Below are 24096 nucleotides of genomic sequence, written 5' to 3' on the forward strand. Positions count from 1 at the left end.
CCCCGCTGTTCCTTTTTCTCCTTTTTTGGGCCCCGCGGGGCCCCTTACCCCAAATAATGTCCAAAAAACCCCCTGTATAACGGGGGTATTGATTACCCGGGGGGGGGCCCCCCCTTTGGGGGGGCCCCCACTCCCTGTTGCTATTGGATTACGACGGCGGTGTGCCGCGGGTTAGGTGTTAGTCGTCGCCGCGGAGGATGGCCAGCAGGCGGATGATTTCCACGTACAGCCACACGAGCGTGACGGTCAGGCCGAAGGCGGCGGTCCAGGAGAAGCGCTCCGGCGCTCCCGCGCGGACGCCGGCCTCAATGCTAGTGAAGTCCATGATCAGCGAGAAGGCAGCGAGGCCGATCGCGAGCAGGCCGATGAAGACGCCCAGCGGAATGCCGAAGATTTCAAAGCTCGTGCGCAGGCCGAACGGGGAATCCACCGCGCCGGTCCACATCATCACCATGTTGATCAGGGCGAAGACCGCGTAGCCGATCGTGGCGATCATGAAGAAGCGCATCGCCTTGGGGGTGGCGCGGACCTTGCCGCTCTTGAAGAGCACCAGGGTCACGGCGAAGACCGACAGGGTGCCGATGACTGCCTGCAGGCCGACGCCCGGGTACATCCCGTCGAGGATGCGGGTCAGGCCGCCGAGGAACAGGCCCTCGAGGGCAGCGTAGGCCAGGATGAGGGCCGGCGAGGGCTGCTTCTTGAACGTGTTGACGAGGGCCAGCACGAAGCCGCCCAGCGCGCCGACGATCATGAGCATGCTGGCGAGCGGCAGGGCCACGACCAGCGTGACGGCGGCACCGGCCACCACTGCGGCGAGGCAGATGGCGGTCTTGACGATGACGTCGTCGAAGGTCATCCGCCCGGTTTCGGACGGCCCCGCGGCAGGCCGGTTGTACATCTGCTGCAGCTGGTCGTTGCTCATGTTCTGCTGCTGCGACATCCAGCCGGACTGTGCGTCCATGACCTGGCCGGGGGCGCGGCCCTGGCCGTACGCCGGCTGGCCGAACTGGTTCTGGCCGTAGTTGTTGTCGCCGTACGCCTGCGGGACAGGCGGTGCCTGGGTGGCTCCACGGAAATTCTTTCCGTTGAAGATCGGGTTTCCGCCAAGTGCCATTGCGGGTGTCCTCCATGTATGGGGTCGAGTGATAAATCTTCTGGTCACGCTATCAATTTCCACGGACCAGCGGCCCGGAAAGTTCCTGCTGGTGGCGGCGCATTTCAGTTGTTACCGGATCGCTATCTGATGGTCAGCTCCGCCCACACGGTTTGTACTGCTCGCGCTGTACGATAAGCGGGTCAGGGTGACGAATATCACAGCTAGTCAAGACCCGCTCTACCAGCAAGGATATACGCCATCCTCCGTTCGCAGCGGCTGCAATGACGCGGCCGCCACCACCCCCACGTGGAGGTTTACAATTTGAGACGCACACCGAGAGGGCTGCCTATCCGGCGGCCGGCCGGGCTGCTGAAGGTATGGGGGGCCATTGCCTCCGCCGTCGTGGCACTTTTGCTTGTCGCAGCGCCGGTATCGCAGGGCGCCACTCCGGCTCCGACACCACCCCCGTCGAACCAGCAGTTCCAGGACACCATCAGCGGGTTTCTCCGCGACGATACACGGCGCCCCATCGAAGGCGTGAAGATCACGGCCAAGAGCGGGACCTTCACCGGCGAGGCAACCTCGGGCGCCAACGGCGCCTGGCGGATCGGTGTTCCCACCCAGGGCACCTACGAGATCCAGCTCGACGAATCCACGCTTCCGGAAGGAATCAAGCTCGCCGAAGGCCAGTCGAACCCTCGCACTGTCACCTTTAGCCAGACGTCTAACCTCTCGGTCATCTTCGCCTTCGGCAAGGGCATCGTGGTGCAGCAGCAGGACTTCGGCCAGAACCTGCTCAACAGACTCGTGGCCGGCCTTAGCTTCGGCCTTCTGCTGGCCCTTGCTTCCGTAGGCCTGTCCCTGATCTTCGGTACCACCGGCCTGACCAACTTCGCGCACGGCGAGATGGTGACCCTTGGTGCTGTGCTGGTCTTTGCATGCAGCGCCTTGAACCTGCCCTTCTGGCTGGCCATAGTCTTGGCACTGGTTGGTGGCGGGCTCTTTGGCTACGCGCAGGACGCCGGGCTCTGGCGTCCGCTGCGCCGCCGCGGCACCGGCCTGGTCCCGATGATGATCGTCAGCATCGGCCTGGCTCTGGCCGTCCGCTACATCATCCAGTTCTACTTCGGCGGTGCCACCCAGCAGCTGCCATTCGCACAAAGCGCGGAAATCCAGCTCGGCCCGGTTTCCATTTCTCCCAACAATCTCTGGTCGCTCATCATCAGCGCCATTGTGATCGGGCTGATCGGCGTCATCCTGCTGAAGACCCGCCTGGGCAAGGCCACCCGGGCGGTGGCGGACAACCCCGCCCTGGCCGCGGCCTCCGGGATCGACGTCGACGGCGTCATCCGCCTGGTCTGGATCGTGGGCGGGGTCCTGGCCTCCCTGGGCGGCATTCTCTGGGCGTACTACCGGCCCGGCGTCACCTTCGACATGGGGTCACAGATCCTGCTGCTCATCTTCGCCGGTGTGACCCTCGGCGGGCTGGGCACCGTTTTCGGTGCCCTGATCGGCTCAGTCATTGTCGGCATCTTCGTGGAGCTGACCACCGTCTTTGGCCTCGCGGCCGACCTCAAATACGTGGGAGCACTCTTCATCATGATCGTTGTCCTCTTGTTCCGGCCCCAGGGCATCCTGGGCCGTCGTGAGCGCGTGGGTTAGGAGACAGCCATGGATTTCGGATTTATCCTTTCCAGCGCAGCGGGCGAGCTTTTCAGCCCCACGACGGCGGCCTACGCCCTCGCCGCGCTCGGCCTCGCCGTGCACTTCGGCTACTCGGGCCTGCTGAACTTCGGCCAGGCCGGCTTCATGGCGGTCGGGGCGTACGGCTTCGCGATCTCGACGCTCACCTTCCGGGTGCCCTTCTTCGTCGGGCTCCTGATCGCCATCGTCTGTTCGGTGCTCTTTGCCCTGGTGCTGGGCATTCCCACCCTCCGCCTGCGGGCGGACTACCTCGCCATCGTCACCATTGCGGCAGCGGAAATCGTCCGGTATGTCGTCACCACCAACCAGCTCACGTCCGTGACCGGTTCCGCCAACGGCCTCGCCGCCTTCGAGGGCGGGTTCTATTCGATGAACCCGTTCCCCGAGGGCTCCTACTTCGGCATGAACAACCGTGACTTCTTCATCCGGGTGGTGGGCTGGGGGCTCGTGGCCGTCGGCTGCGTCCTTGTCTGGCTCCTGATGCGCAGCCCGTGGGGCCGCGTGCTGAAGGGCATCCGCGAGGACGAGAACGCGGTCCGGTCGCTCGGCAAGAACGTCTATGCCCACAAGATGCAGGCGCTGGTGATCGGCGGGATCTTCGGCGCGCTGGCCGGGATGATCTTCACGCTTCCCCGCGGCGCCGTGCAGCCCGCCAATTACGGGACCGAGCTGACGTTCTTCCTCTGGACCTGCCTGCTGCTGGGCGGCATGGCCACGGTCCTGGGTCCGGTGATTGGCGCCATGATCTTCTGGGTGGTCCTGTCCCTCACGCAGGGCATCCTGTATGGACTGATCGAATCCGGCGCGGTGACCTGGCTGACCACGGTCCAGGCCGGCCAGCTGCGCTACATCCTGGTGGGCATCGCCCTGATGCTGCTGATGATCTTCAGGCCGCAGGGTGTCTTTGGCAACAAGAAGGAGCTGGCGTTCGCATGAGCAAGCACAGCGAGGAATCAATGGAAGAGGGCGTCGACTACATGACGGACGCCCGGCCGATCGCCGTCGGGGAGAACACCCCCGGCTGCAAGAAGCGGGATGCGATCGTCGTCGCCGAAAACGTCACCCGCAGCTTCGGCGGCATCAACGCCGTCGACGTTGATTACCTGGAGATCCCGCGGCACAAGATCACCGCCCTGATCGGCCCCAACGGGGCCGGCAAGACCACCCTGTTCAACCTGCTTACCGGCTTTGACACGCCGAACTCGGGCAAGTGGCAGTTCGAGGGCCAGAGCATCGCCGGGGTGTCCTCCTACAAGGTGGCGCGGATGGGCATGGTCCGCACGTTCCAGCTCACCAAAGTCATGGGCAAGCTGACGGTCATGGAAAACATGCGGCTCGGCGCTTCCAACCAGCCAGGCGAAAGGCTGTCCAAGGCCCTGTTCAAGAACATCTGGGGCGGTCGCGAGAAGGAAATCACTGAGCACGCCAACGTCCTGCTGGAGAAGTTCAAGCTCGATACCAAGAAGGACGACTACGCGGCGTCGCTGTCCGGCGGCCAGCGAAAGCTGCTGGAAATGGCCCGGTCCCTGATGGTCCGGCCCAAGCTGGTGATGCTGGATGAACCCATGGCAGGGGTCAATCCGGCGCTGACGCAGTCCCTGCTGGACCACATCAAGAACCTCAAGTCCGAGGGCATGACCGTCCTCTTCGTGGAACACGACATGCACATGGTCCGGCACATCGCGGACTGGGTGGTGGTCATGGCTGAAGGAAAGATCGTGGCCGAGGGCCCTCCGGGCGAGGTCATGAAGGACCCCGCCGTCATCGACGCCTACCTGGGCGCCCACCACGACGTCGATCTCGGCGACACCGAGGGCATCAGGGCGCTCGAGCAGGAACTCGTCAAAGATGAGGAATCGATCGTCGGCACCGAGGACGCGGGCATCATCGCGGTGGACGCCGTGGCTCCCAAGATCACCGAAGCCGGACATGACACCGGCAATGGGCCAGCAGGTGCCGGATCCACAGCCGTCGGACGGCCCGCCGCCGCACAGGCAGAAAAGGACAAAGAATGAGTGCCACGAGCGCGGCCCCGGCCGCAAGCAGCGCAGCCGAGGACGGTGCCGTCGTCAAGGTCACGGATCTGGTGGCCGGCTACCTCCCGGGCGTCAACATCCTCAACGGGTGCAGCATCGAGGCCAGGAAGGGCGAACTGATCGGCATCATCGGCCCGAACGGGGCCGGCAAATCCACACTGCTGAAGGCCATGTTCGGCCTGGTGAAGGTGCACTCCGGATCCGTGGTGGTCAGGGGCCAGGACCTGACGGGGCTCAAAGCGAACAAGCTGGTGACCCAGGGCGTCGGTTTCGTGCCCCAGACCAACAACGTCTTCTCCACCCTCACCATCGAGGAAAACATGCAAATGGGCATGTTCCAGCGGCCCAAGGATTTTGCGCAGCGCTTCGACTTCGTCACCAGCCTCTTCCCGGAACTCGGGAAGCGCCGCGCTCAGCGCGCGGGTTCGCTGTCCGGCGGCGAGCGGCAAATGGTGGCGATGGGCCGTGCCCTGATGATGGAGCCGGCAGTGCTGCTGCTGGATGAACCTTCGGCAGGCCTCTCCCCCGTCAAGCAGGACGAGACGTTCCTGCGGGTGCACGAGATCAACCGTGCCGGCGTGTCCGTGATCATGGTGGAACAGAACGCCCGCCGCTGCCTTCAGATCTGCGACCGCGGGTATGTCCTGGACCAGGGCAAGGATGCGTACACCGGAACGGGCCGTGAGCTCATGAAGGACCCAAAGGTCATCCAGCTGTATCTCGGCACGCTGGCCGACGAGGATTAGACACAGCACCACGAGGAAGCCCCCGTCCGGCTGGACGGGGGCTTCCTTGTTGTGCGGCGGAACGGCGGCTTACAGCTTGCCGAATTCCTCCCGGGCCGGCGTGTACTTGTTGTCATCCTGGTACTCGTAGATGCCAATGGATGCTTCCGTCGGGTCACCGGCGTCGGAGAAGGTCACCGGGCCGGACTCGCCGTCGTAGTCGATGTCCTTGCCGTTGCGGAGCAACGTGACACAGGACGCGAAGTCAGTGCACTTCTCGCCGCCCTCGGAAACTGCCTTGAGCTGCTTGGCGATCTCCGTGCCCTTCGTGCTCTTGGCGGCCTCGGCTGCCAGTGAGATCAGGTTGACGGCGTCGTAGGACTCACCGGCGTAGCTGTAGTCCTTCAGGGCAGGGTCGATGGCGAGAAGCTTCTTCTTGAAGTCTTCCTTGGCGAAGGTACCGGGGATGGTTCCCTGGGCGCCCTTCAGCGTGCCGGCCTTAAAGTCCTTGCTGTAGTCGGACGTGTTGCCGTCCACCATGAACAGCTGTGTCGGCTTAACGCCCTTGCCCGTGATCAGCGGGACAATGCTCTTTGCCTGGTCAAAGGTGATCAGGGCAATGGCGTCGGGCTTGGCGGCGATCACCTTGTCCACCTGGCTGCTGAACTGTGAGTCGCCCTCGTTGAAGAGTTCCTCGGCCACAACCTGACCACCGGCTGCTTCAAATGCGGCCTTGACGTTCTTCGCCAGGCCCGTGCCGTAGGCGTCGTTCAGGACGATCATACCCACTGTCTGGGCGCCACACGTTGCAATGTAGTTGCCCAGCACCTTGCCCTGCAGGACGTCGGAGGGAGCCGTCCGCCAGTACAGGCCCTTGTCGTCCCACGTGGTGAAGTCGGGAGACGTGTTCGCGGGCGAGAACTGGATGACACCTGCGCCCGTGATCTGGTTGATCACGGTCTTGGACACACCCGAGGAGGCTGCACCGATGATGGCGCTGACACCCTGGCCGAGCAGTGCCGTGGTGGACTGTGTGGCGATGTCCGTCTTGGTGTCGCCGGAGTCGCGGTGGACCACCTGCACCGGCTTGCCGAGCACGCCGCCGGCGTCGTTGACTTCCTTGATGCCGAGGTTAACACCGGCGATTTCGGGTGGGCCGAGGAACGCGAGCGACCCCGTCGTCGGCAGGAGCGATCCAAGTTTCAGCGGTGTGGGGGTGATGGTGGTTGCTGCCGGCACGTTGCCGGTCTCTGTGGCGGTGCTGCTTGCCCCGGCCGTGGCACTGGGAGCAGGGCATGCGATGCCGCCCGCCGCTGCAGAGGATTCGGTCGCGCTTGGGGTGGACCCGCCACCACAAGCCGTGGCCAGGAGGGCGACGCCGATGCTAAGCACAGTGAGCTTAGCCACCCTGGGCGCCGCCTGGGGGAGTGAAATCATTTAGAGTCTCCTCGATCGAAAGGTGCGAACGGCCTTTGATGCGATTTTTGGTCAGGGGTTCCTGAGCTAAGTTCAAGCTAATCCAATTTGAGCGTGAACATAAGTGACTAAGGTCACATCCTCATAACAGTCGTTGCATATTGGAACACCGGCGACACCGCGGAGAAAAGTTGTACCCCAGGTGGGACTCGAACCCACAACACGCGGATTTTAAGTCCGCTGCCTCTGCCAATTGGGCTACTGGGGCGCCCGGACAATCGTATCGCCTCAGACGGCAGCCAACGGCCCCGCGTAACGGAATGTGCCGTGGACCCCGCCCGGCCACAGCGCGAGGGGCAGCAGCTGGAAATGGTCGCCCCAGTTCTTGTCCGGCGCCTCGACGCCCAGGGATGACGCCGGGACGAAGCCGAACCGCGGGTAGTACTCCGTGCTTCCGAGCAGCGCTATGCCCTTCTCCCCCGCCGCGTTGGCACGGACCACCGTTTCGCGCATCAGCGCCGAGCCGATGCCGTGGCGCTGCAGCCGCGGCGTCACGCCGATGGGTCCAAGGCCCAGCAGTTCAAGATCCTCCACCCATGCGCGGGTGCTGATCACATAACCGACGATTTCGCCGTCGAGTTCCGCGACGATGCTGAACTCCGGCAGGTATTCCTCGGCGACGAACAGCTCGCGGAGCACCTTAACCTCAACGGGCTCCCCCGCCACCGGCAGGCCCGTGACCGGGGAAACAGCGAAGGCTTCGGCGGTCAGGGCCAGGAGGGCCTCGCGGTCCCCGGGCTGTTCGTTGCGCAGGACCAATTCCCGCACAGGCTCGGGCTCTGGGGCGTTGGCGGCCGAGAGTTCGGCCAGGACCTCCAGCGCCCGCGCCGAGTCAACCACCGGCACCAGGAGATGGTCGTGGTGGAAGCCGGCAAGAACGTTGCAGCTGATCCTAGCCTGGGTCAGGGCCCTGCTGACGGCCGCGGTCAGGCCCACCGCCTCCAGGGCCGAGTGGACCTCCAGGGTGATCCAGGCGGCCACGAAATCGTAAGGCAGGTCCAGCGCATCCGCTTCGGCCCGGGGCAGGACCACCGTGAGACCCTCTGCCTCCCGGACGGCGGCCTCGACGTGCCCCGCAAGCGGCTTACCGTGCGGCCAGAGAACGTACACGTACTCCCCTTCCCGGAGCACCGGACGCATCGAGGCAAGGAGAGTCTGGAGGTTCTTTTCACCCGTCATGGAGCCAGTCTATGACCGCACCCTCGCCTGCCCGGGAGGGCCACACCAGGGAGGGCCGCACCCAGGAAACGCGAAAGCGGCCGTTCCCCGGGAAGGGAACGGCCGCCGTCGTCAGTTGCGGGGCCACCGCCGCCGCGGGTTCCCTAGCTGAGCGGAGCGAAGCGAGGGAGGCGGTGGGGTCCTACTTGGCCTCAGCCGTGACAGCATCCTTGGCGCCGCCCTGGGCCGGGGCGGCGGACTTCTCCGGAGCCTTCTCGGCCGGTGCGGCCGGAGCCGGTGCAGCCGGAGCGGCGGGCTTGGGCGCCGGGGTGGCAGCGGCCACGAAGGCGCCGCGCGGGTTGTCCAGGTCCAGCAGCTGGGTGGTGTCGCGGCCAGCGAAGAAGCTCAGGATCCAGTTGAAGATCACGCGGAACTTGCGCTCGAACGTCGGCATGGCCATGCCGTGGTAGCCGCGGTGTGCCAGCCACGCGAGGGGGCCCTTGAGGCCGATGCGGCCGAGCAGGTTGATGTTGGCAACGCCCTTCCACTCGCCGAAGCCGGCCACAGCACCGAGGTTCTTGTGCTTGTAGTCCACCAGCGGCTTGTCCCAGCGGGAAGCCCACAGGTTCTTGGCGAGGCGCTTGGCCTGGCGGAGCGCGTGCTGGGCGTTGGGAACGCAGGTGCCGTCCGGCAGGCCGCCGCCCGTGAGGTCGGGAACCGCTGCGATGTCACCGGCAGCCCAGGCGTTGTCGATGATGCCTTCGTCGCCCGCGATGCGCAGGTCCGGCAGGACGCGGACACGGCCGCGGGGCTCCAGCGGGAAGTCGGTGGAGCGCACCATCGGGTTGGCCTGCACGCCGGCAGTCCAGACGAGGGTGTCGGACTCGAATTCCTGGGCCAGGGTCTTGTCCGGCAGGTTGATGAGCCTGAGTGCGCCTTCGGCGTTGTCCAGCGACGTGTTCAGCAGGACCTCGATGCCGCGGCTGCGGAGGTGCTCCACAACCCACTCGGCCTGCTTCGCGGTGACCTCGGGCATGATGCGGCCCATGGCCTCGACGAGGACGAAGCGGACTTCCTCCTGCTTGACGCGCGGGTTGTTGCGGACCGCGGCGCGGGCGAGGTCTTCCATTTCGGTGATGCACTCGATGCCGGCGAAGCCGCCACCCACCACCACGAACGTCAGGGCGCGGGCGCGTTCGGCCGGATCGGTCATGGTGGAGCCGCGCTCGATGCGGTCGAGGACCTTGTTGCGCAGCGCAACGGCTTCCTCGATGGTCTTCAGGCCGATGCCCTTGTCCGCCAGGCCCTTGATGGGGAACGTGCGGGTGATGGCGCCGGCGGAAAGTACGACGTCGAAGTACGGCACCTCGAAGTTGTCGCCGCCGTCAGCCGGGGCAACCACGGCCGTGCGGTTGGCGTGGTCGATGGACACGACGCGGCCCTGGATGAGCTCGGTCTGCTTGAGGTGCTGGCGGTGCGAGACGACTGCGTGGCGCGCCTCGATGTTTCCGCCGGCAACTTCCGGCAGGAAGGGCTGGTAGGTCATGTAGGGCAGCGGATCAACGACGGTGACGATGCCGCCTGCGTTCGCGATCTTCTTCTGCAGTTTGAGGGCTACGTAGAGGCCGACGTACCCGCCGCCGACGACGAGCACACGCGGACGATCCTGGAGCTGTGGGGTGGTTGCCATAACTCCAGAGTACCGTACTTTGTGAAAATCTTCACTAACTTTGCCGGTCGGCCGAATCCACCCTCGTCACGGCACCGGTTTCCGGCTCCTCCAGACCACCGCCGGACCCCCGGGAGGCCCGCCGCAGCTGGACCGCGCCCGCCACAATAATGGCGATGAACAGCCCGCCAAACCCGATGACCACAGCAGCCGGCAGGGCACTGTCCAGCTGCGACGGCGGCACGGCAACCGGCACAGTCGCCTTGGGCAGCGTGGCCTGGGCCGTGGGCGCCGGGGCCGTCGGCTCGGGAGCAGGCGTGGCAAGGTTTCCGCGCCGGTGGACGCGGATCCAGTCCGCAATCGAACCCAGCGGGTTGGCCTTCGTTTCGGCCACATCGTCCTTGAGCGCCGCCTCCGCGTTGAGGACGCCGAAGCCGTACAGCGGGTCCTTGCCCGGTGTGCCCTCGTCCTTCGCTGTGGTGACGATCCTGTTGATGACCTGCTTGGCGCTCATCTCGGGCCACTTGGAGCGGATCAGCGCCGCTACGCCGGAGACGATGGGCGTCGCACCGGACGTGCCGGCCCATTCCGCATAGCTGCCGCCGGGCAGTCCGCCGGCGAGTTTCTCCGCAGGCGCCGCCACTCCGATGCTGATGCCCTGGGAGGAGGAATCGGTGCTTGCCTGTCCGCTCCGGTCCACGCCCGCAACGGTCAGCACGCCCGGAATGGTGGCCGGAGCCCCCACCTGGACGTTGCCGCCCACCCTGTTGCCGGCCGCGGCCACAATGACCACGTCCTTCTGCTCGGCGTACAGGAAGGCGGCGTCCCAGCTTTGCGGCCACTCAGGCGACGTGCTGCCCAGTGAAATGTTGATGACCTTGGCACCGTTGTCCACGGCCCAGCGGACCGCCTCCGGGATCTGGTCCTGGTCGCTCTTGCCGCCGGGGTTGGGCGAGCCCAGCCAGGTGGATACGGAGAGGATCTGCGCTTCGGGGGCCACGCCCATGATGCCGTCCGGCATGGCTTTGGACGCGGTCGCGCTGGCGCTCGGTGAAGGCTTGGCCGTCGCCTTCTTCGCCGGCTGGTGTCCGCGGCCCGCGAGCATGGTGGCCACCAGTGTGCCGTGCTCGGGCTTGGCACCGATGCTCTTCTCGCCGTCGGGGGCGCCGGCACCGGAGACGTCATGGCCGCCGGCCACCACGCCCTTGAGGTCAGGATGGCCCCCGTCCACGCCGCTGTCGATCACAGCGACCTTCACGTTGGCGCCTTTGGAAACCTCCCACGCCTTGGTGATGCCGGCTTCCTTGAGCCAGTACTCCTTGTCCCGCCAGGAATCCGCCTGTGCGGCCGGCGCGGTGGCGACGGCGGACGCGGCGATGCCACCGGCAAGCACCGCGGACAGAAGGGCCGAGACCGTCCGGCGAGGCCGGGCTGTTGCTCTGGTCATTCAGGATCCAATGCTTGGTTAACGCGGTGCCTCGGCACTCAGGGCAATTCCATCAAGAATATCGTGCTCGCTGGCGGTGGCCGTAATGATGCGGCCGCCGCTGAGCTCGCCCATGCGGGTGAGGATGCGCCGCCAGACCAGCGCGCCGGCGCCGATGACGTCCACCCGGCCGGGGTGCATGTACGGCAGCTCGGCCCGCCGCGCACGTGGCATCTGCAGCAGGTCGGTGGCCGCGGCCTGGACGGCGGAGATGGACAGTTCGGCGCCGTGGATGGCGCTCGGCAGGTATTCGGGCAGCTTGAGCGCGTGCGCCGTGATGGTGGTGATGGAACCGGCCACCCCGACGACGGCGGTGCTCCGTTCGAGCGGAACGTCCAGTCGCGCTTCGGCGATGGCGGCGTCGACGTCAGCCTCCGCGGCGGCGATCTGCTCCGCCGTGGGCGGGTCGGACGTGAGGTGGCGTTCGGTCAGCCGGACACAGCCGATGTCCACGGACTTCGCGGCGATCACGCCGTTGGCGTCACCGAGCACGAACTCGGTGCTGCCGCCGCCCAGGTCCACCACCAGCACCTTGTCCGCCGCCGAAATGGGTAGCACGCTGCTGGCACCGGCGAAGGACAGCGCGGCTTCCTCGTGGCCGGTGATCACCTCGGGCTCCACGCCAATAAGGTTCTGAATGCCGTCGACGAAGACCTGGCGGTTCCGGGCATCCCGGCTGGCCGAGGTGGCCACGAAACGGATTTTCTGGGCCTGGTACTCGCGGATGAGCGCGGCGTAATCTGCCGTGGCCGCGAAGGTGCGCTCCAGCGCTTCGGGCGCCAGCTCGCCGGTGGCGTCCACGCCCTGGCCAAGCCGCACCACGCGCATTTCACGCACGATGTCGGTGAGCTTCGTCGCCCCATTGGTGTGGTCGATGTCCGCGATGAGCAGGCGGATGGAGTTGGTCCCGCAATCAATGGCAGCCACCCGGGTCATGCGCCGGCCTCCGTCGTGGTTGGGTCGGTTGTGGTTGCGTCCGTTGTGGTTGCATCCGTCTTGGATTTGCGGACGGGCGCAGGCCTGCCGACGATGTCCGGCAGTCCCTGCGGGCCGTGGCGGCTGAGGTCCCTGGACGGCGCTTTACCGGCAGTGTCCCAGGCGCCCTGGCAATAGCAGCGGTCGGCAGTCCACCACTCGCTGATGGCGGCGATGGCTTCGTCGCCCAGCGGATTCACGCCCTGACCGGCGGCCAGCGAGTGTCCCACCAGGACGTGCAGGCACTTGACGCGGGTGGGCATGCCGCCGGCGGAGACGCCGTCGATCTCCGGGACGTCGCCGATCCCCGAGCGTGCCCCGATGTCGGCGCGGGCAGCGAGGTAGGCCTCGTGGGCCGCCCGGTAGGAGGCAGCGAGGGACTCGTCGGCGGCAAGCCGGTCGTTCATTTCGTTCATGAGGCCGCCGGCTTCAAGCCGGGAGACAGCCGACGTGATGACAGGGTGCGTCAGGTAGAACGTGGTGGGGAACGGGGTTCCGTTGCTGAGGCGCGGGGAGGTTGCCGCCACGAGCGGGTTTCCGCAGACGCAGCGAGCCGGGATTTCCACAACGTCACGCACCGGCCTCCCCAGCTGGCGGCTGAGCACATCGAGATCCTGCGCCGATGGCTGCCTCGATTCACCGGGGGCGGTTGCCGTGTTGTCGTCCACTGGCGTGGCCGTCCTTCCTGCCCGGATCTGGCTGCCCCGAAAATTCCGGTGGACAGTCCCGCGGCGGGCGCCGCTCCTAGTCTGTTGCCGAGCGCCTGATGGACTCCCAGAGGGAATCCACCCAGGGCACGTCGGCGGGGTCTTGTGTTTCTGCTGCACTGGGCTGGCTGCCTGATGCGCCGGCCGGCAGGTCACTGCCGAACACCCAGTAGCCGGTCTCTCCCGGCATAACCATGTTAATGCGGTCCCGGGCCTGCTGCTTGACGTAGTTGGGATCCTGCCAGCGCGAGACCTGCCGCTTGAGGTTGTCCTGGTCCGCCTTGCTGTCCGCGATGTCCGACTCCAGGGCCGCGATTTCCGCCCGCTTGTCGATGAAGATCTTCACGGTGGGGGCCAGCATGATGGTGATGGCGACCATCACCACGGCCAGCGCCAGCATGCGCCCGGAAAACGCCTTGGCAGGAACGGGGTCGAGGTTCTCCTCCTCGGCCGCAACGGCTGATGAGCCGGACTTCCCGCGGCTGTTCCCGGGGCTGCCAGGCTTGCCGGTTCCCCCCTTGGCACCCGGGCTGGTCTTGGCACCGGCCGGGGCTTTGGTACCGGGACCCGCTTTGGGACCAGCGCCAGTCTTGGGACCGGCACCAGCCTTGGCACCGGCGCCGGTCCTGGCACTGGCGTCGTGGCCGCTGCCCGATGCTTTCGCGCCCGCGCCCCCGTGTCCCGTCCCGGCGTCATGGCTGGCCGCGCCCGGACGCGGGCCGCCGAAGTCCGCCTGGATGACGTCTCCCCCGGCCGATCCGGCGGAGGACTGCTGTGCTGGTGGGGTCACCCTGGGAACTTTGGGGCGGCGGGTAGCCATGACACTCCTGTAACGTGTGGGCGCCTAAAACAAAACCGGTGGCTATGGTCTTTCCACCATAGCCACCGGTCGGCTGTTTCTTGGGCTACTAGGCCTTGAAACGCGGGAACGCGCTGCGGCCGGCGTAGCGTGCGGCGTCGTCGAGTTCCTCTTCGATGCGCAGCAGCTGGTTGTACTTGGCAACGCGCTCGGAACGGGCCGGGGCACCGGTCTTGATCTGTCCGGCGTTGGTGGCAACGGAGATGTCGGCGATCGTGGTGTCTTCGGTCTCGCCGGAGCGGTGCGAGGTGATGGTGGTGTAGCCGGAGCGCTGGGCCAGGGAAACGGCGTCCAGGGTTTCGGTCAGGGAGCCGATCTGGTTGACCTTGACCAGCAGGGAGTTGGCCGTGGCGGCGTCGATGCCCTGCTGCAGGCGCTCGGGGTTGGTGACGAACAGGTCGTCGCCCACCAGCTGGACCTTGTCACCGATGGTGTCAGTGAGGATCTTCCAGCCTTCCCAGTCGTTCTCGTCCAGCGGGTCCTCGATGGACACCAGCGGGTAGTCGGCAACGAGTTCGGCGTAGTAGGCGCTCATCTCGGCGGCGCTCAGGGCCTTGCCCTCGAACTGGTAGGCACCGTCCTTGAAGAACTCGGAGGAGGCGACGTCCAGGGCCAGGGCGATGTCGGTGCCCGGGGTGTAGCCGGCGTTCTGGATGGCTTCCTGGATCAGGTCCAGGGCAGCGCGGTTGGACGGCAGGTTCGGGGCGAAGCCGCCCTCGTCGCCGAGGCCGGTGGAGAGGCCCTTCTGCTGCAGCACGGACTTGAGGTTGTGGTAAACCTCAACGCCCCAGCGCAGGCCTTCGGAGAAGGTCTCAGCGCCGATCGGGGCGATCATGAATTCCTGGATGTCGACGTCGGAATCCGCGTGGGAGCCGCCGTTGAGGATGTTCATCAGCGGAACGGGCAGGACGTGGGCGTTCGGGCCGCCCAGGTACTTGTACAGCGGCAGGTCAGCAGAGGCTGCTGCGGCGTTGGCGACGGCCAGGGAGACGCCGAGGATGGCGTTGGCGCCCAGCTTGCCCTTGTTGGCGGTGCCGTCCAGGTCGATCATGGCCTGGTCGATGCTGCGCTGGTCGGTGGCGTCAAAGCCGGTCAGGGCCGGGGCGATCTGGTCGATGACGGCGTCAACGGCCTTCTGGACACCCTTGCCGAGGTAGCGGCCCTTGTCGCCGTCGCGCAGTTCAACTGCTTCGTGCTCGCCGGTGGACGCACCGGACGGAACGGCAGCGCGGCCGATCTGGCCGTCGGACAGGAGAACTTCAACTTCGACGGTGGGGTTGCCACGCGAATCGAGAATCTCGCGGGCGTGGATGGCATCGATAAGCGCCATGGATTTGCTCCTTATGGGCAATTTACTGGGGAACTCTAGAAAAAAATCTCGACGTCCTCGTCAGGACCTAGCGTAGTCGAGAGTGGTGCACGTTACGGAAACCTATCCGGAACCCGGACGTCATGATCCCGGCGCGGAAGTTTCCGGATGGCGGTTCTGGTACCGCCGGACGGCCCCGCGGAGGGCGCGTTCGGCGTCGAACCCCCTGTTCCGGGCAGAACGGACGACGGCGAGCAGCAGCTCGCCGAGTTCGGCTTCGGTCTCGCATGTTTCGGCGAGCTCAACCGCCCGGCCTTGTTGCCCCGCCGCAGTTTCGGCGGGCTCAACCATCGGCAGCCCGGCCCGCTCGGCCCGGTCAAGGGTTTTCTGGGCCTGGGCCAACGCCGGCAGTGCCACCGGGATGCCTTCGAAGGGCGTGCTGCGCTCCGGGCTTTCGGACTTTTTGACGGCATCCCACTTCAGCACTATCTCCTCCACCGTGGCGGGAAAGGAGTCCTGGAGTGAACCGTCCGGACGGAACACGTGCGGGTTGCGGCGGATCATCTTCCCGGTGAGGCCGCGCGCGACGTCGCCGAAGTCGAACACGCCGCGTTCCTCGGCGAGCCGGGCGTGCAGCACCACCTGGAGCAGCACGTCGCCCAGCTCGCCCTTCAGTTCTGCCTCGTCCGCGCCGGTCTCGATGGTCTCGGCCACTTCATAGGCCTCCTCCAGCAGGTACTCCACGAGCGACTCGTGGGTGAGCGCGCCCATCCAGGGGCAGTGCTCGCGGAGGGCCGCAATCACCCGCAGGAGCTCCGCAACTTCAGGCGCCGGTTCGGCAGGCTGGCCGGTTTCAGCCAAGGTCGCCGTACGCGTCGTTGATGTACTCCACGAGTGCTTCCTTTTCCTCCAGGGGCAGGAAGGACGCCTCGGCGGCGTTGAGCGTGAGCTCCAGCAGGTCGTCGAGGTCGTAGTCGAAGGTTTCCACCAGCAGCTCGAACTCGTCGGTGAGCGTCACGCCGCTCATCAGCCGGTTGTCGGTGTTGATGGTCACGTTGAAGCCCAGCTGGTAGAGCATGTCCAGCGGGTGGCTTTCGATGCCTTCACCGAAGCCTGCGATGGCGCCGGTCTGCAGGTTCGAGGACGGGCAGATTTCCAGGGCGATGCCGCGGTCACGGATCCAGCTGGAGAGGTTCCCCAGCGTGACCAGGCCGATGTTGTCGCTGTCCTCGTCGTCGGCGTCGTCCTCGTCGAACTCCACCATGATGTCCTCGGCGATGCGGACACCGTGGCCCAGGCGCAGGGCCCGGCCGTCAACCAGCGCGGACTGGATGCTTTCCAGTCCGGCGGCTTCACCGGCGTGCACGGTGGCAGGGAAGTTGTTTTCGGCCAGGTAGGTGAATGCGTCGCGGAAGCGCGAGGGCAGGAAGCCGTCTTCGGCGCCGGCAATGTCGAAGCCTACGGCGCCCTTGTCCCGGTGCCGGACGGCGAGTTCGGCAATCTCCTGGCCGCGGTCGGCGTGGCGCATGGCCGTGATCAGCTGGCCTACCTGGATCTCGCGGCCGGTCTCGGCCACGGCGTCCACACCGGCGTCGAGGCCCTCCTGCACTGCCTCGACGACCTCGTCGAGCGTCAGTCCCTTCTGGAGGTGCTGCTCAGGTGCCCAGCGCACTTCGCCGTACACCACGCCGTCGTCCGCCAGATCCTCCACGAACTCCTTGGCGACGCGGAACAGCCCTTCCTTGGTCTGCATGACGGCGACCGTGTGGTCGAACGTTTCCAGGTAACGGACCAGCGAGCCGGAATCGGCGGATTCGCGGAACCATTCGCCCAGTGCGGTCGGGTCGGTGGACGGGAGGGTGTGCCCCACCGCCTCCGCCAGCTCGATGATGGTGGCAGGGCGCAGGCCGCCGTCCAGGTGGTCGTGAAGGGAAACCTTGGGCAGGCTCTTCAGGTCGAAGTCAAGGGCAGGGGCGGCGTCAACGATTGGCTCAGTCACGTACCAACTCTAGGGTTGGACCGGCGGCAATGCCAACGAGCGCGCTGCACGGTGACGGGCGGCCCGGAAAGGCCGCCCAGCCGCGCCGCTAAGCCACCCGGCTGGCCTGTTCCCGGCCGCCTTCCGGAATGCTGCCCTCTTCCGGCGCGGGGCTCCCTGCCGGCGCTGGGACGGCATCATTGCGGCCGAGCCGCTTGTGCCACCAGCGCAGGGCGTGGTCAATGACGATGCCCAGCAGGATCGCGAACACCACCGCGATACCGGCGCCCATCAGCGGGTTGTGGTGCAGCCACGGGAAGGAGCTAGCAACGAGGCCGATGCCGATCGAATAGCCCACCCAGGTGAAGCAGGCGAAGGCATCCAGCAGGAAGAACCTGCGGTGCGGGTATCCGGTGGTGCCGGCAACGTAGTTCACCGCCACGCGCCCCCACGGGATGTAGCGCGCCGTGAAGATCAGCACGGCGCCGCGCTTCTCAAGTTCGTACCGCGCCCAGCCGAAGATCTTCTGCACCTTGGGCCGGCGCATCCACTTCCAGCGCTCCAGGCCGATCTTCCGGCCCAGCATGTAAGCCATGTTGTCACCGGCAATGGCGCCGGTCAGGGCAGTCAGGCCGAGGATCCAGAGATTGGGTTCGCCGCTGTGCCGGGAGAAGGCCGCCAGCGCCACGATCAGCGTCTCGCTGGGGACCACCATCGCGAACCCGTCAACGAAGAAAAACACGAGCAATACGGGATAAATCCACCACTGACCCGCTGCATGGAGCACGGCCTCATTAATAAACTCCACGCGGGTGTTGCTCCTAGGGACTATAACAAGACGGGAAGTGACGCAAATCGCTCTTTAGTGTCGCATGGCGGGAGGATAGTCCGCTATGCCTTGATTGGAAAGTCAACGTTCTTCGAGCGGATCCTGAATGCGGTTCCGGAGCCGGTTGATGCCGAGGTCAACCAGGATGCCCAGCACAATGGCACAAACAATGGCGATCACGGCCCCCAGCAGGTGGTTTTCCTCGAACCACTGGCCGAAGAACAGCCCGATGGCCACGGAATACGAGGCCCAGAGGGTGGCGGAAAGCACAGTCAGCCCGATGAAGCGGGAGTGGGAATAGTGCGTGGCTCCTGCGGTCAGGTTGACTGCCACCCTGCCGATGGGGACGAACCGGGCCACGAGGATCAGCGACGCCGGCCGCTTGCGCAGCTCCCGTCCGGCCCACCGGAACGCGCGCTGCATCCGCGGTCCCCGCATCCACGCCCAGCGCTGTATGCCCACGCCCCGGCCGATGAGGTAGGCGGCGTTGTCGCCGGTGAACGCGCCCAGTCCTGCCACGGCCGCGAGCAGCCACGGGTTGGGAACGTCGGCCGTCGCGGCGACGGCGGCCAGGCCCACCACCACGGACTCGCTGGGAATGGGCGGGAAGAACCCGTCGATGATGCAGCAGGCGAGGACGATGAACAGGACCCACGGCTGGCCGGCGGCAGCCAGGATGAAGTCATTGATGGCCTGCACGGTCAGGCGATGCGGTCGATGATGAGCTGCTGGGCAGGCCTGGAGCCTTCCGGCGCGATGGTGACGGCGTGCTCGAGCGCCTCCTTGGCCCGGGCAAACTTCTCCGGCGTGTCCGTCAGCAGGGTCATGAGCGGTTCGCCGGCACGCACGCTTGCGCCGGGCTTAGCGTGCAGCCGGACGCCGGCAGCGGCCTGCACCGCGTCCTCTTTCCGCGCCCGCCCGGCGCCGAGCCGCCAGGCCGCCACACCCACGGCGAACGCGTCGAGCGCCACGAGGACACCGTCGGCCGGCGCGTAGATGGTTTCCGCTTCCCTGGCCGCCCGCAGCTTTGCCCGCGGGTCGCCGCCCTGCGCCGCGATCATCCGGTTCCAGACGTCCATCGCCCTGCCGTCCTTGAGCGCGGCGGCGGGATCGGCGTCGGAAACACCGGCACAGCACAGCATCTCCTCCGCGAGCCTCACCGTCAGCTCGACGACGTCGGGCGGCCCGCCGCCCGCAAGGACCTCAACAGATTCCTCCACCTCGATGGCGTTGCCCGCGGTAAGTCCCAGAGGGGTGCCCATGTTGGTCAGCAGGGCCACGGTTTCCACCCCGGCGTCCTTGCCGAGGGCCACCATGGTCTCAGCCAGTTCGCGAGCGCCGGCCTCGTCCTTCATGAACGCCCCGCTGCCCACCTTGACGTCCAGCACCAGCGAGCCCGTGCCCTCGGCGATCTTCTTGCTCATGATCGACGAGGCAAGCAGCGGGATGGACTCGACAGTGCCCGTGACGTCGCGGAGCGCGTAGAGTTTCCTGTCCGCCGGAGCGAGCCCGGGGCCGGCGGCGCAGATCACCGCGCCCACATCCTGGAGCTGGGCCAGCATTTCAGCGTTGCTCAGGGAGGCGCGCAAGCCTGGAATGGACTCGAGTTTGTCCAGCGTGCCGCCGGTGTAGCCCAGACCGCGCCCGGACAGCTGCGGCACGGCCACGCCGAATACCGCGACGAGGGGGGCCAGCGGCAGGGTGATCTTGTCCCCCACGCCGCCGGTGGAGTGCTTGTCGGTGGTGACCTTCACGCCGCCGTCGGGCCGCCGGAGGCCGGAGAAGTCCATCCGCTCCCCCGAGGCGATCATCGCCGCGGTCCACTGCGAGATCTCGGCCCGGTCCATGCCGTTGAGCAGGATGGCCATGTTCAAGGCGGCCATCTGCTCCTCCGCGATGACGCCGCGCGTATACGCATCGATGGTCCAGTCGATCTGCTCGGGGCTGAGCGCGCCCTTGTCGCGCTTGGTCCGGATGATTTCGACGGCGTCGAACGCCTCGTTCTTTTGGGTCACCGGGTTCCCTCCAGGTGTTCGGGGCCAAATGCGTCGGGCAGCACCTGGTCCATGGTCTTGATCCCGTGCGTGGTCATCAGCTCCATGCCGGGTGCCCGGAACTCGTAGAGCAGCTGCCGGCAGCGTCCGCAGGGCATGAGCACGTTGCCGCCGCCGTCGACACAGTAGAAGGCCCGCAGCAGGCCGCCGCCGGTCATCTGCAGGTTTCCCACCAGGACGCACTCGGCGCACAGGGTCAGGCCGTAGCTGGCATTCTCCACGTTGCAGCCGCTCACGGTCCGGCCGTCCTCGGTCAACGCCGCGGCCCCCACCGGAAAGTTCGAGTAGGGCGCGTAGGCGGCCTTCATGGCGTCGCGCGCGGCGGCTTCCAGGGCCGTCCAGTCGATGACGGCGCCCGCTTCGTTGGCGTCGTTCTGCACGGCCGTCACCCCTTGGCGTACGGGATGCCGCTGGCCGGCACCCGGGTGCGCCGAAGCGCACTTCTGAGCCCACTTTAGTGTCCTGTGGCATGTCCGGGTAACACGCCGAGCGCGAACGGGCACTTGAGGCCCCCGGGCAGGGGGCTTAAGTGTCCGTTCGCGCTCGGTGGTGGAGACTGTTGTGCCGCTAGAGGCGGACGAGCATCTTTCCGGTGTTCCCGCCGTCGAGCATGTCCATGAAGGCCTGCGGAGCGTTCTCCAGGCCGTCGACCACCGTCTCGTCGTACCGGACGGTCCCGTCGGCGAGCCAGCCGGCCATCCGCCCGGCGAACTCGGCGGCATGCTGCCGCTGGCCGCCCACCAGGAACCCGCGCAGCGTGAGCTGCTTTCCGATCGCCACCGCCAGGTTGCGCGGCGCTGCCGGCGGTTCCGTCGAGTTGTACTGCGCGATGGCACCGCACATGGCCACGCGGCCGCCCACGTTCAGGACGGACAGCGCCGCTTCGAGGTGCTCACCGCCGACGTTGTCGAAGTACACGTCTATGCCGTTGCTGCCGGCGGCGGCCTTCAGCTGGTCCAGGACCGGGGCATCGCGGTAGTTGAAGGCGGCGTCGAAGCCCAGGTCCAGCAGGCGCGCAACCTTCTCGGGTGTGCCCGCGCTGCCGATCACCTTTGAGGCGCCCATTGCCTTGGCGATCTGCCCCACAAGCGAGCCAACGGCGCCGGCGGCACCCGAGACGAAAACGGCATCCCCGGGCTTGAACTCCGCGACCTTCAGCAGGCCGGCGTACGCGGTGAGTCCGGTCATGCCCAGCGCACCCAGGAAGGCAGAGGCCGGTGCCAGGTTCGTGTCCACGGTGGTGGTCCGCTCCGCGTCCACCGCCGCGTGCTCCCGCCAGCCGAGCTGATGTACGAGACGTCCCCCACCTTGCGCACAGCGGACCGGGACGCGATCACCTCGCCCACCGCACCGCCGTCGAGCGCTTCGTCCAGCGCGAACGGCGCTGAGTAGGATTTGGCGTCGTTCATGCGGCCGCGCATGTAAGGGTCCACCGAGATGAACAGGTTCCGGACCAGGACCTGGCCCTCACTGAGGGCGGGGACTGGTGTCTCGGCGAGCCTGAAGTTTTCCGGGACGGGCCGTCCCGACGGGCGCGAGGCCAGCTGGATCTCGCGGGTGGTCACCGGCACTGCCGTTGCTGCGCCGGCGCTCACGCTGCGAACTCCACGAGCGTGAGTGCGACGTCCATGTTGCCGCGCGTCACGTTGGAGTACGGGCAGATGCTGTGCGCCTTGGCCATGAGCGCCTCGGCGGTGTCGCGGTCCAGCGCCGGGAGGGCGACTTCCAGCTCGGCGGCCAGGCCGTAGCCCTCGCGGTCCTCGAAGGCGCCAAAGTGGATCTTGGCTGCGACAGCGGAGTCAGTGAGGTCTGCCCTGGCCTGCCGTCCCACCACGCGGAGGGCGGAGTGGAAGCAGGCCGCATAGCCTGCCGCGAACAGCTGCTCCGGGTTGGTCCCCTGGCCGCTGCCGCCCAGCTCCACCGGGCTGGCGAGGTTGACGTCGAGTTTACCGTCCTGGGTCCGTGCGGAGCCGTTGCGGCCTTCGCCGGATGCGAGGGCCTCGGCCGTGTAGAGAGTCTTCAAGGTGTTTCCTTCGGATAGAGAGGTCTGGTGGTTTGTGGGCTGCGTGTGCGCGAAACGCCGGTTGAGCGAAGCGCGGCTAGAGGAAACGCGGCTGGAGCGAAACGCGGCTAGAGCGAAGCGTGCAGGGCTGCTGTGAGCTTGCCGAGGGTTTCTCGCAGCTGGTCAAGTTCGGCGGGGCCCAGGCCCGCTGCGGCGGCGAGGCGCTGGGGAACGCCGGTGGCCTTGCTGCTCAGGGCCCTGCCCGCCTCGCTCAGGTGCACGGCGACGCGGCGCTCGTCCTCCGCCGAGCGCCGCCGCTCCACGAGGCCCAACGCCTCGAGGCGCTTGAGGAGGGGCGAGAGGGTTCCGGAGTCGAGACCCAGCTCCTCCCCCAGTTCCCGCACGCCGCGGGGCTCGTTCTCCCACAGCACGAGCATGACGAGGTACTGCGGGTACGTCAGGCCGAGCTCCTCCAGGAGCGGGCGGTAAACGGCTGTGGCAGCCCGCGACGCGGAGTAGAGGGCAAAGCACACCTGGCGGTCAAGGCGGGGAGCATCGGGCATAGCCATAACAGTAGCTGCAATTCAATTGTGCACAAGCGAAGAACAGCGCGAACTGGCAGCTGCCGCAAATTTCAGATTTGAGGGTATTAGCTGCCAGTTCGCGCTGCGTGCAGGGGGCTCAAGTGTCCGTTCGCGCCGGGCGGCTAGGCCTCGAGGTCGCGGATGGTGCGCAGTGCTGCGGCAGTGAGGACCTGGATGCCGAAGCCAAGGGCGCGCTCGTCCAGGATGTAGTCGCCGCGGTGAAGGTCGTACTCCTCGCCGCCGGGGGTCTTGGTGCCGAGGCGCATCATGGCCCCGGGCAGCTCTGCCAGGAACCAGGCGAAATCTTCCCCGCCCATGGACTGCGGCGTCAGCATCACGGCACCCTCGCCGATCTCAGCGCGCGCTGCCGCCTCAATCAGCGCCGTCTCGTGCTCGGAGTTGACCACCGGAGGAACGCCCCGGGTGTGCTCCAGCCGCACGTCGACGCCGTAGGGCGCAGCCACCTGGTGCACCACTTCGTCCAGCAGTTCACCGGCGCTGTGCCAGGCATCGCGGTCCAGGCAACGCATGGTTCCGGCCATGTACCCCGTGCCGGGGATCGCGTTGGGCGCCGATCCTGCGGAGATGTGCCCCCACACCACCGAGACGCCGCTGCGGACATCCACCCGGCGGGAGAGGACGGCTGGCACGTTCACGGCAATCTGTGCCAGCGCGAACACGAGGTCCTCGGTCAGGTGCGGGCGCGAGGTGTGCCCGCCGCGGCCGGACAGTTCGATCCGGATAGTGTCCGACGCCGAGGTGATGGCGCCAATGCGCGTGCCGATCTTGCCCACATCGATGCGGGGGTCACAGTGCAGCGCGAGGATGCGGGGCACACCTTCCAGGACGCCCTGCTCGATGCAGGAGTGCGCACCGCCGGGCATGGTTTCCTCGGCAGGCTGGAAGATGATGCGCACGGACCCGCCCAGCGGGGACTCCTGGTGCATGCGGTGCAGCACGAGCGCAATGCCCAGCATGGTGGTGGTGTGCACGTCGTGGCCGCAGGCGTGCGTGACGCCGTGGTTCTTCGAAGCGAACGGCAGCCCCGTTTCCTCGATGATCGGCAGGGCGTCGATGTCACCGCGCAGCGCCGTGGCGATCGGGCCTTCGCCGATGTCCACGGTCAGGCCGGTGCCCTCCAGCCGCCGGGGCTCAAGGCCGGCAGCCTCGAGCCGCTCCGCCAGCTTGTCGGTGGTCCGGAATTCCCTGAAGGACAGTTCCGGGTGCGCATGCAGGTCGCGGCGAAAATCGATCAGTTCCGGCAGCAGGGGCTCAAGCCATGGCCCCACGAGTGCCGTCGGCTCAGTTTCAGTAGTGTAATTGCGCACACCTCAACTGTAGCGAGGCCGCAATAATTAGCGTCATCGCCTTCTCCGCGTTACGTGTCCGCCGTCTCCGGTTTACGTATTCCTGGGTAACGCTGGAGGGCGTTCATGGGTAACACTGGAG

Annotated in this window: 22 protein-coding genes, 1 tRNA gene and 1 pseudogene; 4 read left to right on the top strand and 20 right to left on the bottom strand. The window is 66.7% G+C overall.

Going from position 1 to position 24096, the window contains the following annotated elements:
* Positions 1-178: 178 nt before the first annotated feature.
* Positions 179-1114, bottom strand: coding sequence for a Bax inhibitor-1/YccA family protein (locus tag AC5RWD_RS16070; RefSeq protein WP_494020971.1), 936 nt, complete (start codon positions 1112-1114; stop codon positions 179-181).
* Positions 1115-1462: 348 nt separating this feature from the next.
* Between AC5RWD_RS16070 and AC5RWD_RS16075 the strand changes: the two genes are divergently transcribed.
* From AC5RWD_RS16075 to AC5RWD_RS16090, 4 genes are read left to right on the top strand one after another with little or no spacing between them, the layout of a single operon-like run.
* Positions 1463-2758 carry a branched-chain amino acid ABC transporter permease gene (locus tag AC5RWD_RS16075; RefSeq protein ID WP_494021040.1) on the top strand — a complete coding sequence of 432 codons (1296 nt, stop codon included), beginning with the start codon at positions 1463-1465 and terminating at the stop codon, positions 2756-2758.
* 9 nt (positions 2759-2767) lie between these two features.
* A complete protein-coding gene (locus AC5RWD_RS16080; RefSeq protein WP_494020972.1) occupies positions 2768-3736 on the top strand; it encodes a branched-chain amino acid ABC transporter permease in 969 nt (322 codons plus the stop codon).
* Positions 3733-4815 (top strand): ABC transporter ATP-binding protein, encoded by a 1083-nt coding sequence (locus AC5RWD_RS16085; RefSeq protein ID WP_494020973.1) that lies wholly within the window; start codon positions 3733-3735, stop codon positions 4813-4815. The genes AC5RWD_RS16080 and AC5RWD_RS16085 overlap by 4 nt, the downstream gene beginning before the upstream one ends.
* A complete protein-coding gene (locus tag AC5RWD_RS16090; protein WP_494020974.1) occupies positions 4812-5582 on the top strand; it encodes an ABC transporter ATP-binding protein in 771 nt (256 codons plus the stop codon). Before AC5RWD_RS16085 ends, AC5RWD_RS16090 begins: the two co-directional genes overlap by 4 nt.
* Before the next feature lie 69 nt (positions 5583-5651).
* Here the strand turns inward: AC5RWD_RS16090 and AC5RWD_RS16095 are convergent, their stop codons facing one another.
* The 19 genes and pseudogenes from AC5RWD_RS16095 to AC5RWD_RS16185 all read right to left on the bottom strand — a co-directional run bounded on the left by AC5RWD_RS16095 (position 5652) and on the right by AC5RWD_RS16185 (position 23975).
* On the bottom strand, positions 5652-6998 hold the full coding sequence (locus tag AC5RWD_RS16095) for an ABC transporter substrate-binding protein (protein ID WP_494020975.1): 1347 nt from the start codon (positions 6996-6998) through the stop codon (positions 5652-5654).
* 173 nt (positions 6999-7171) lie between these two features.
* Positions 7172-7245, bottom strand: a tRNA-Leu gene (locus AC5RWD_RS16100).
* Positions 7246-7265: 20 nt separating this feature from the next.
* Positions 7266-8216 (bottom strand): N-acetyltransferase, encoded by a 951-nt coding sequence (locus AC5RWD_RS16105; RefSeq protein ID WP_494020976.1) that lies wholly within the window; start codon positions 8214-8216, stop codon positions 7266-7268.
* Positions 8217-8397: 181 nt separating this feature from the next.
* Positions 8398-9885 (bottom strand): NAD(P)/FAD-dependent oxidoreductase, encoded by a 1488-nt coding sequence (locus AC5RWD_RS16110; RefSeq protein ID WP_494020977.1) that lies wholly within the window; start codon positions 9883-9885, stop codon positions 8398-8400.
* Positions 9886-9919: 34 nt separating this feature from the next.
* Positions 9920-11311 carry a S8 family serine peptidase gene (locus AC5RWD_RS16115; protein WP_494020978.1) on the bottom strand — a complete coding sequence of 464 codons (1392 nt, stop codon included), beginning with the start codon at positions 11309-11311 and terminating at the stop codon, positions 9920-9922.
* An 18-nt stretch (positions 11312-11329) separates the two neighbouring features.
* On the bottom strand, positions 11330-12286 hold the full coding sequence (locus tag AC5RWD_RS16120; RefSeq protein WP_494020979.1) for a Ppx/GppA phosphatase family protein: 957 nt from the start codon (positions 12284-12286) through the stop codon (positions 11330-11332).
* Positions 12283-12993: a DUF501 domain-containing protein gene (locus AC5RWD_RS16125; RefSeq protein WP_494020980.1), complete on the bottom strand. Its 711-nt coding sequence runs from the start codon at positions 12991-12993 to the stop codon at positions 12283-12285. Before AC5RWD_RS16125 ends, AC5RWD_RS16120 begins: the two co-directional genes overlap by 4 nt.
* Before the next feature lie 76 nt (positions 12994-13069).
* Entirely contained in the window at positions 13070-13852 is a 783-nt protein-coding gene (locus tag AC5RWD_RS16130) for an FtsB family cell division protein (RefSeq protein ID WP_494020981.1), read from the bottom strand.
* An 88-nt stretch (positions 13853-13940) separates the two neighbouring features.
* Positions 13941-15221 (bottom strand): phosphopyruvate hydratase, encoded by a 1281-nt coding sequence (gene eno, locus AC5RWD_RS16135; RefSeq protein ID WP_494020982.1) that lies wholly within the window; start codon positions 15219-15221, stop codon positions 13941-13943.
* Positions 15222-15341: 120 nt separating this feature from the next.
* Positions 15342-15971 carry a MazG nucleotide pyrophosphohydrolase domain-containing protein gene (locus AC5RWD_RS16140; RefSeq protein WP_494021041.1) on the bottom strand — a complete coding sequence of 210 codons (630 nt, stop codon included), beginning with the start codon at positions 15969-15971 and terminating at the stop codon, positions 15342-15344.
* Positions 15972-16053: 82 nt separating this feature from the next.
* Positions 16054-17199: an adenosine deaminase gene (locus AC5RWD_RS16145; protein WP_494020983.1), complete on the bottom strand. Its 1146-nt coding sequence runs from the start codon at positions 17197-17199 to the stop codon at positions 16054-16056.
* A gap of 88 nt (positions 17200-17287) precedes the next feature.
* Complete coding sequence (locus AC5RWD_RS16150) at positions 17288-17986, bottom strand: DedA family protein (RefSeq protein WP_494020984.1); 699 nt, start codon at positions 17984-17986, stop codon at positions 17288-17290.
* A gap of 102 nt (positions 17987-18088) precedes the next feature.
* Entirely contained in the window at positions 18089-18706 is a 618-nt protein-coding gene (locus tag AC5RWD_RS16155; RefSeq protein WP_494020985.1) for a DedA family protein, read from the bottom strand.
* A 2-nt stretch (positions 18707-18708) separates the two neighbouring features.
* Positions 18709-20022: a thymidine phosphorylase gene (locus AC5RWD_RS16160; RefSeq protein ID WP_494020986.1), complete on the bottom strand. Its 1314-nt coding sequence runs from the start codon at positions 20020-20022 to the stop codon at positions 18709-18711.
* Positions 20019-20450 (bottom strand): cytidine deaminase, encoded by a 432-nt coding sequence (locus AC5RWD_RS16165; RefSeq protein WP_494020987.1) that lies wholly within the window; start codon positions 20448-20450, stop codon positions 20019-20021. The genes AC5RWD_RS16160 and AC5RWD_RS16165 overlap by 4 nt, the downstream gene beginning before the upstream one ends.
* Positions 20451-20628: 178 nt before the next feature.
* Positions 20629-21656, bottom strand: a pseudogene (locus tag AC5RWD_RS16170) (NADP-dependent oxidoreductase).
* Entirely contained in the window at positions 21653-22084 is a 432-nt protein-coding gene (locus AC5RWD_RS16175) for an organic hydroperoxide resistance protein (RefSeq protein ID WP_494020988.1), read from the bottom strand. Before AC5RWD_RS16175 ends, AC5RWD_RS16170 begins: the two are co-directional and overlap by 4 nt.
* Before the next feature lie 107 nt (positions 22085-22191).
* The gene (locus AC5RWD_RS16180; protein ID WP_494020989.1) at positions 22192-22626 is read right to left on the bottom strand and encodes a MarR family winged helix-turn-helix transcriptional regulator; all 435 of its coding nucleotides are present in this window, start codon (positions 22624-22626) and stop codon (positions 22192-22194) included.
* Between the two features lie 143 nt (positions 22627-22769).
* A complete protein-coding gene (locus AC5RWD_RS16185; protein WP_494020990.1) occupies positions 22770-23975 on the bottom strand; it encodes an amidohydrolase in 1206 nt (401 codons plus the stop codon).
* Positions 23976-24096 lie beyond the last annotated feature (121 nt).

The organism is Arthrobacter sp. CMU6 (assembly GCF_059090205.1).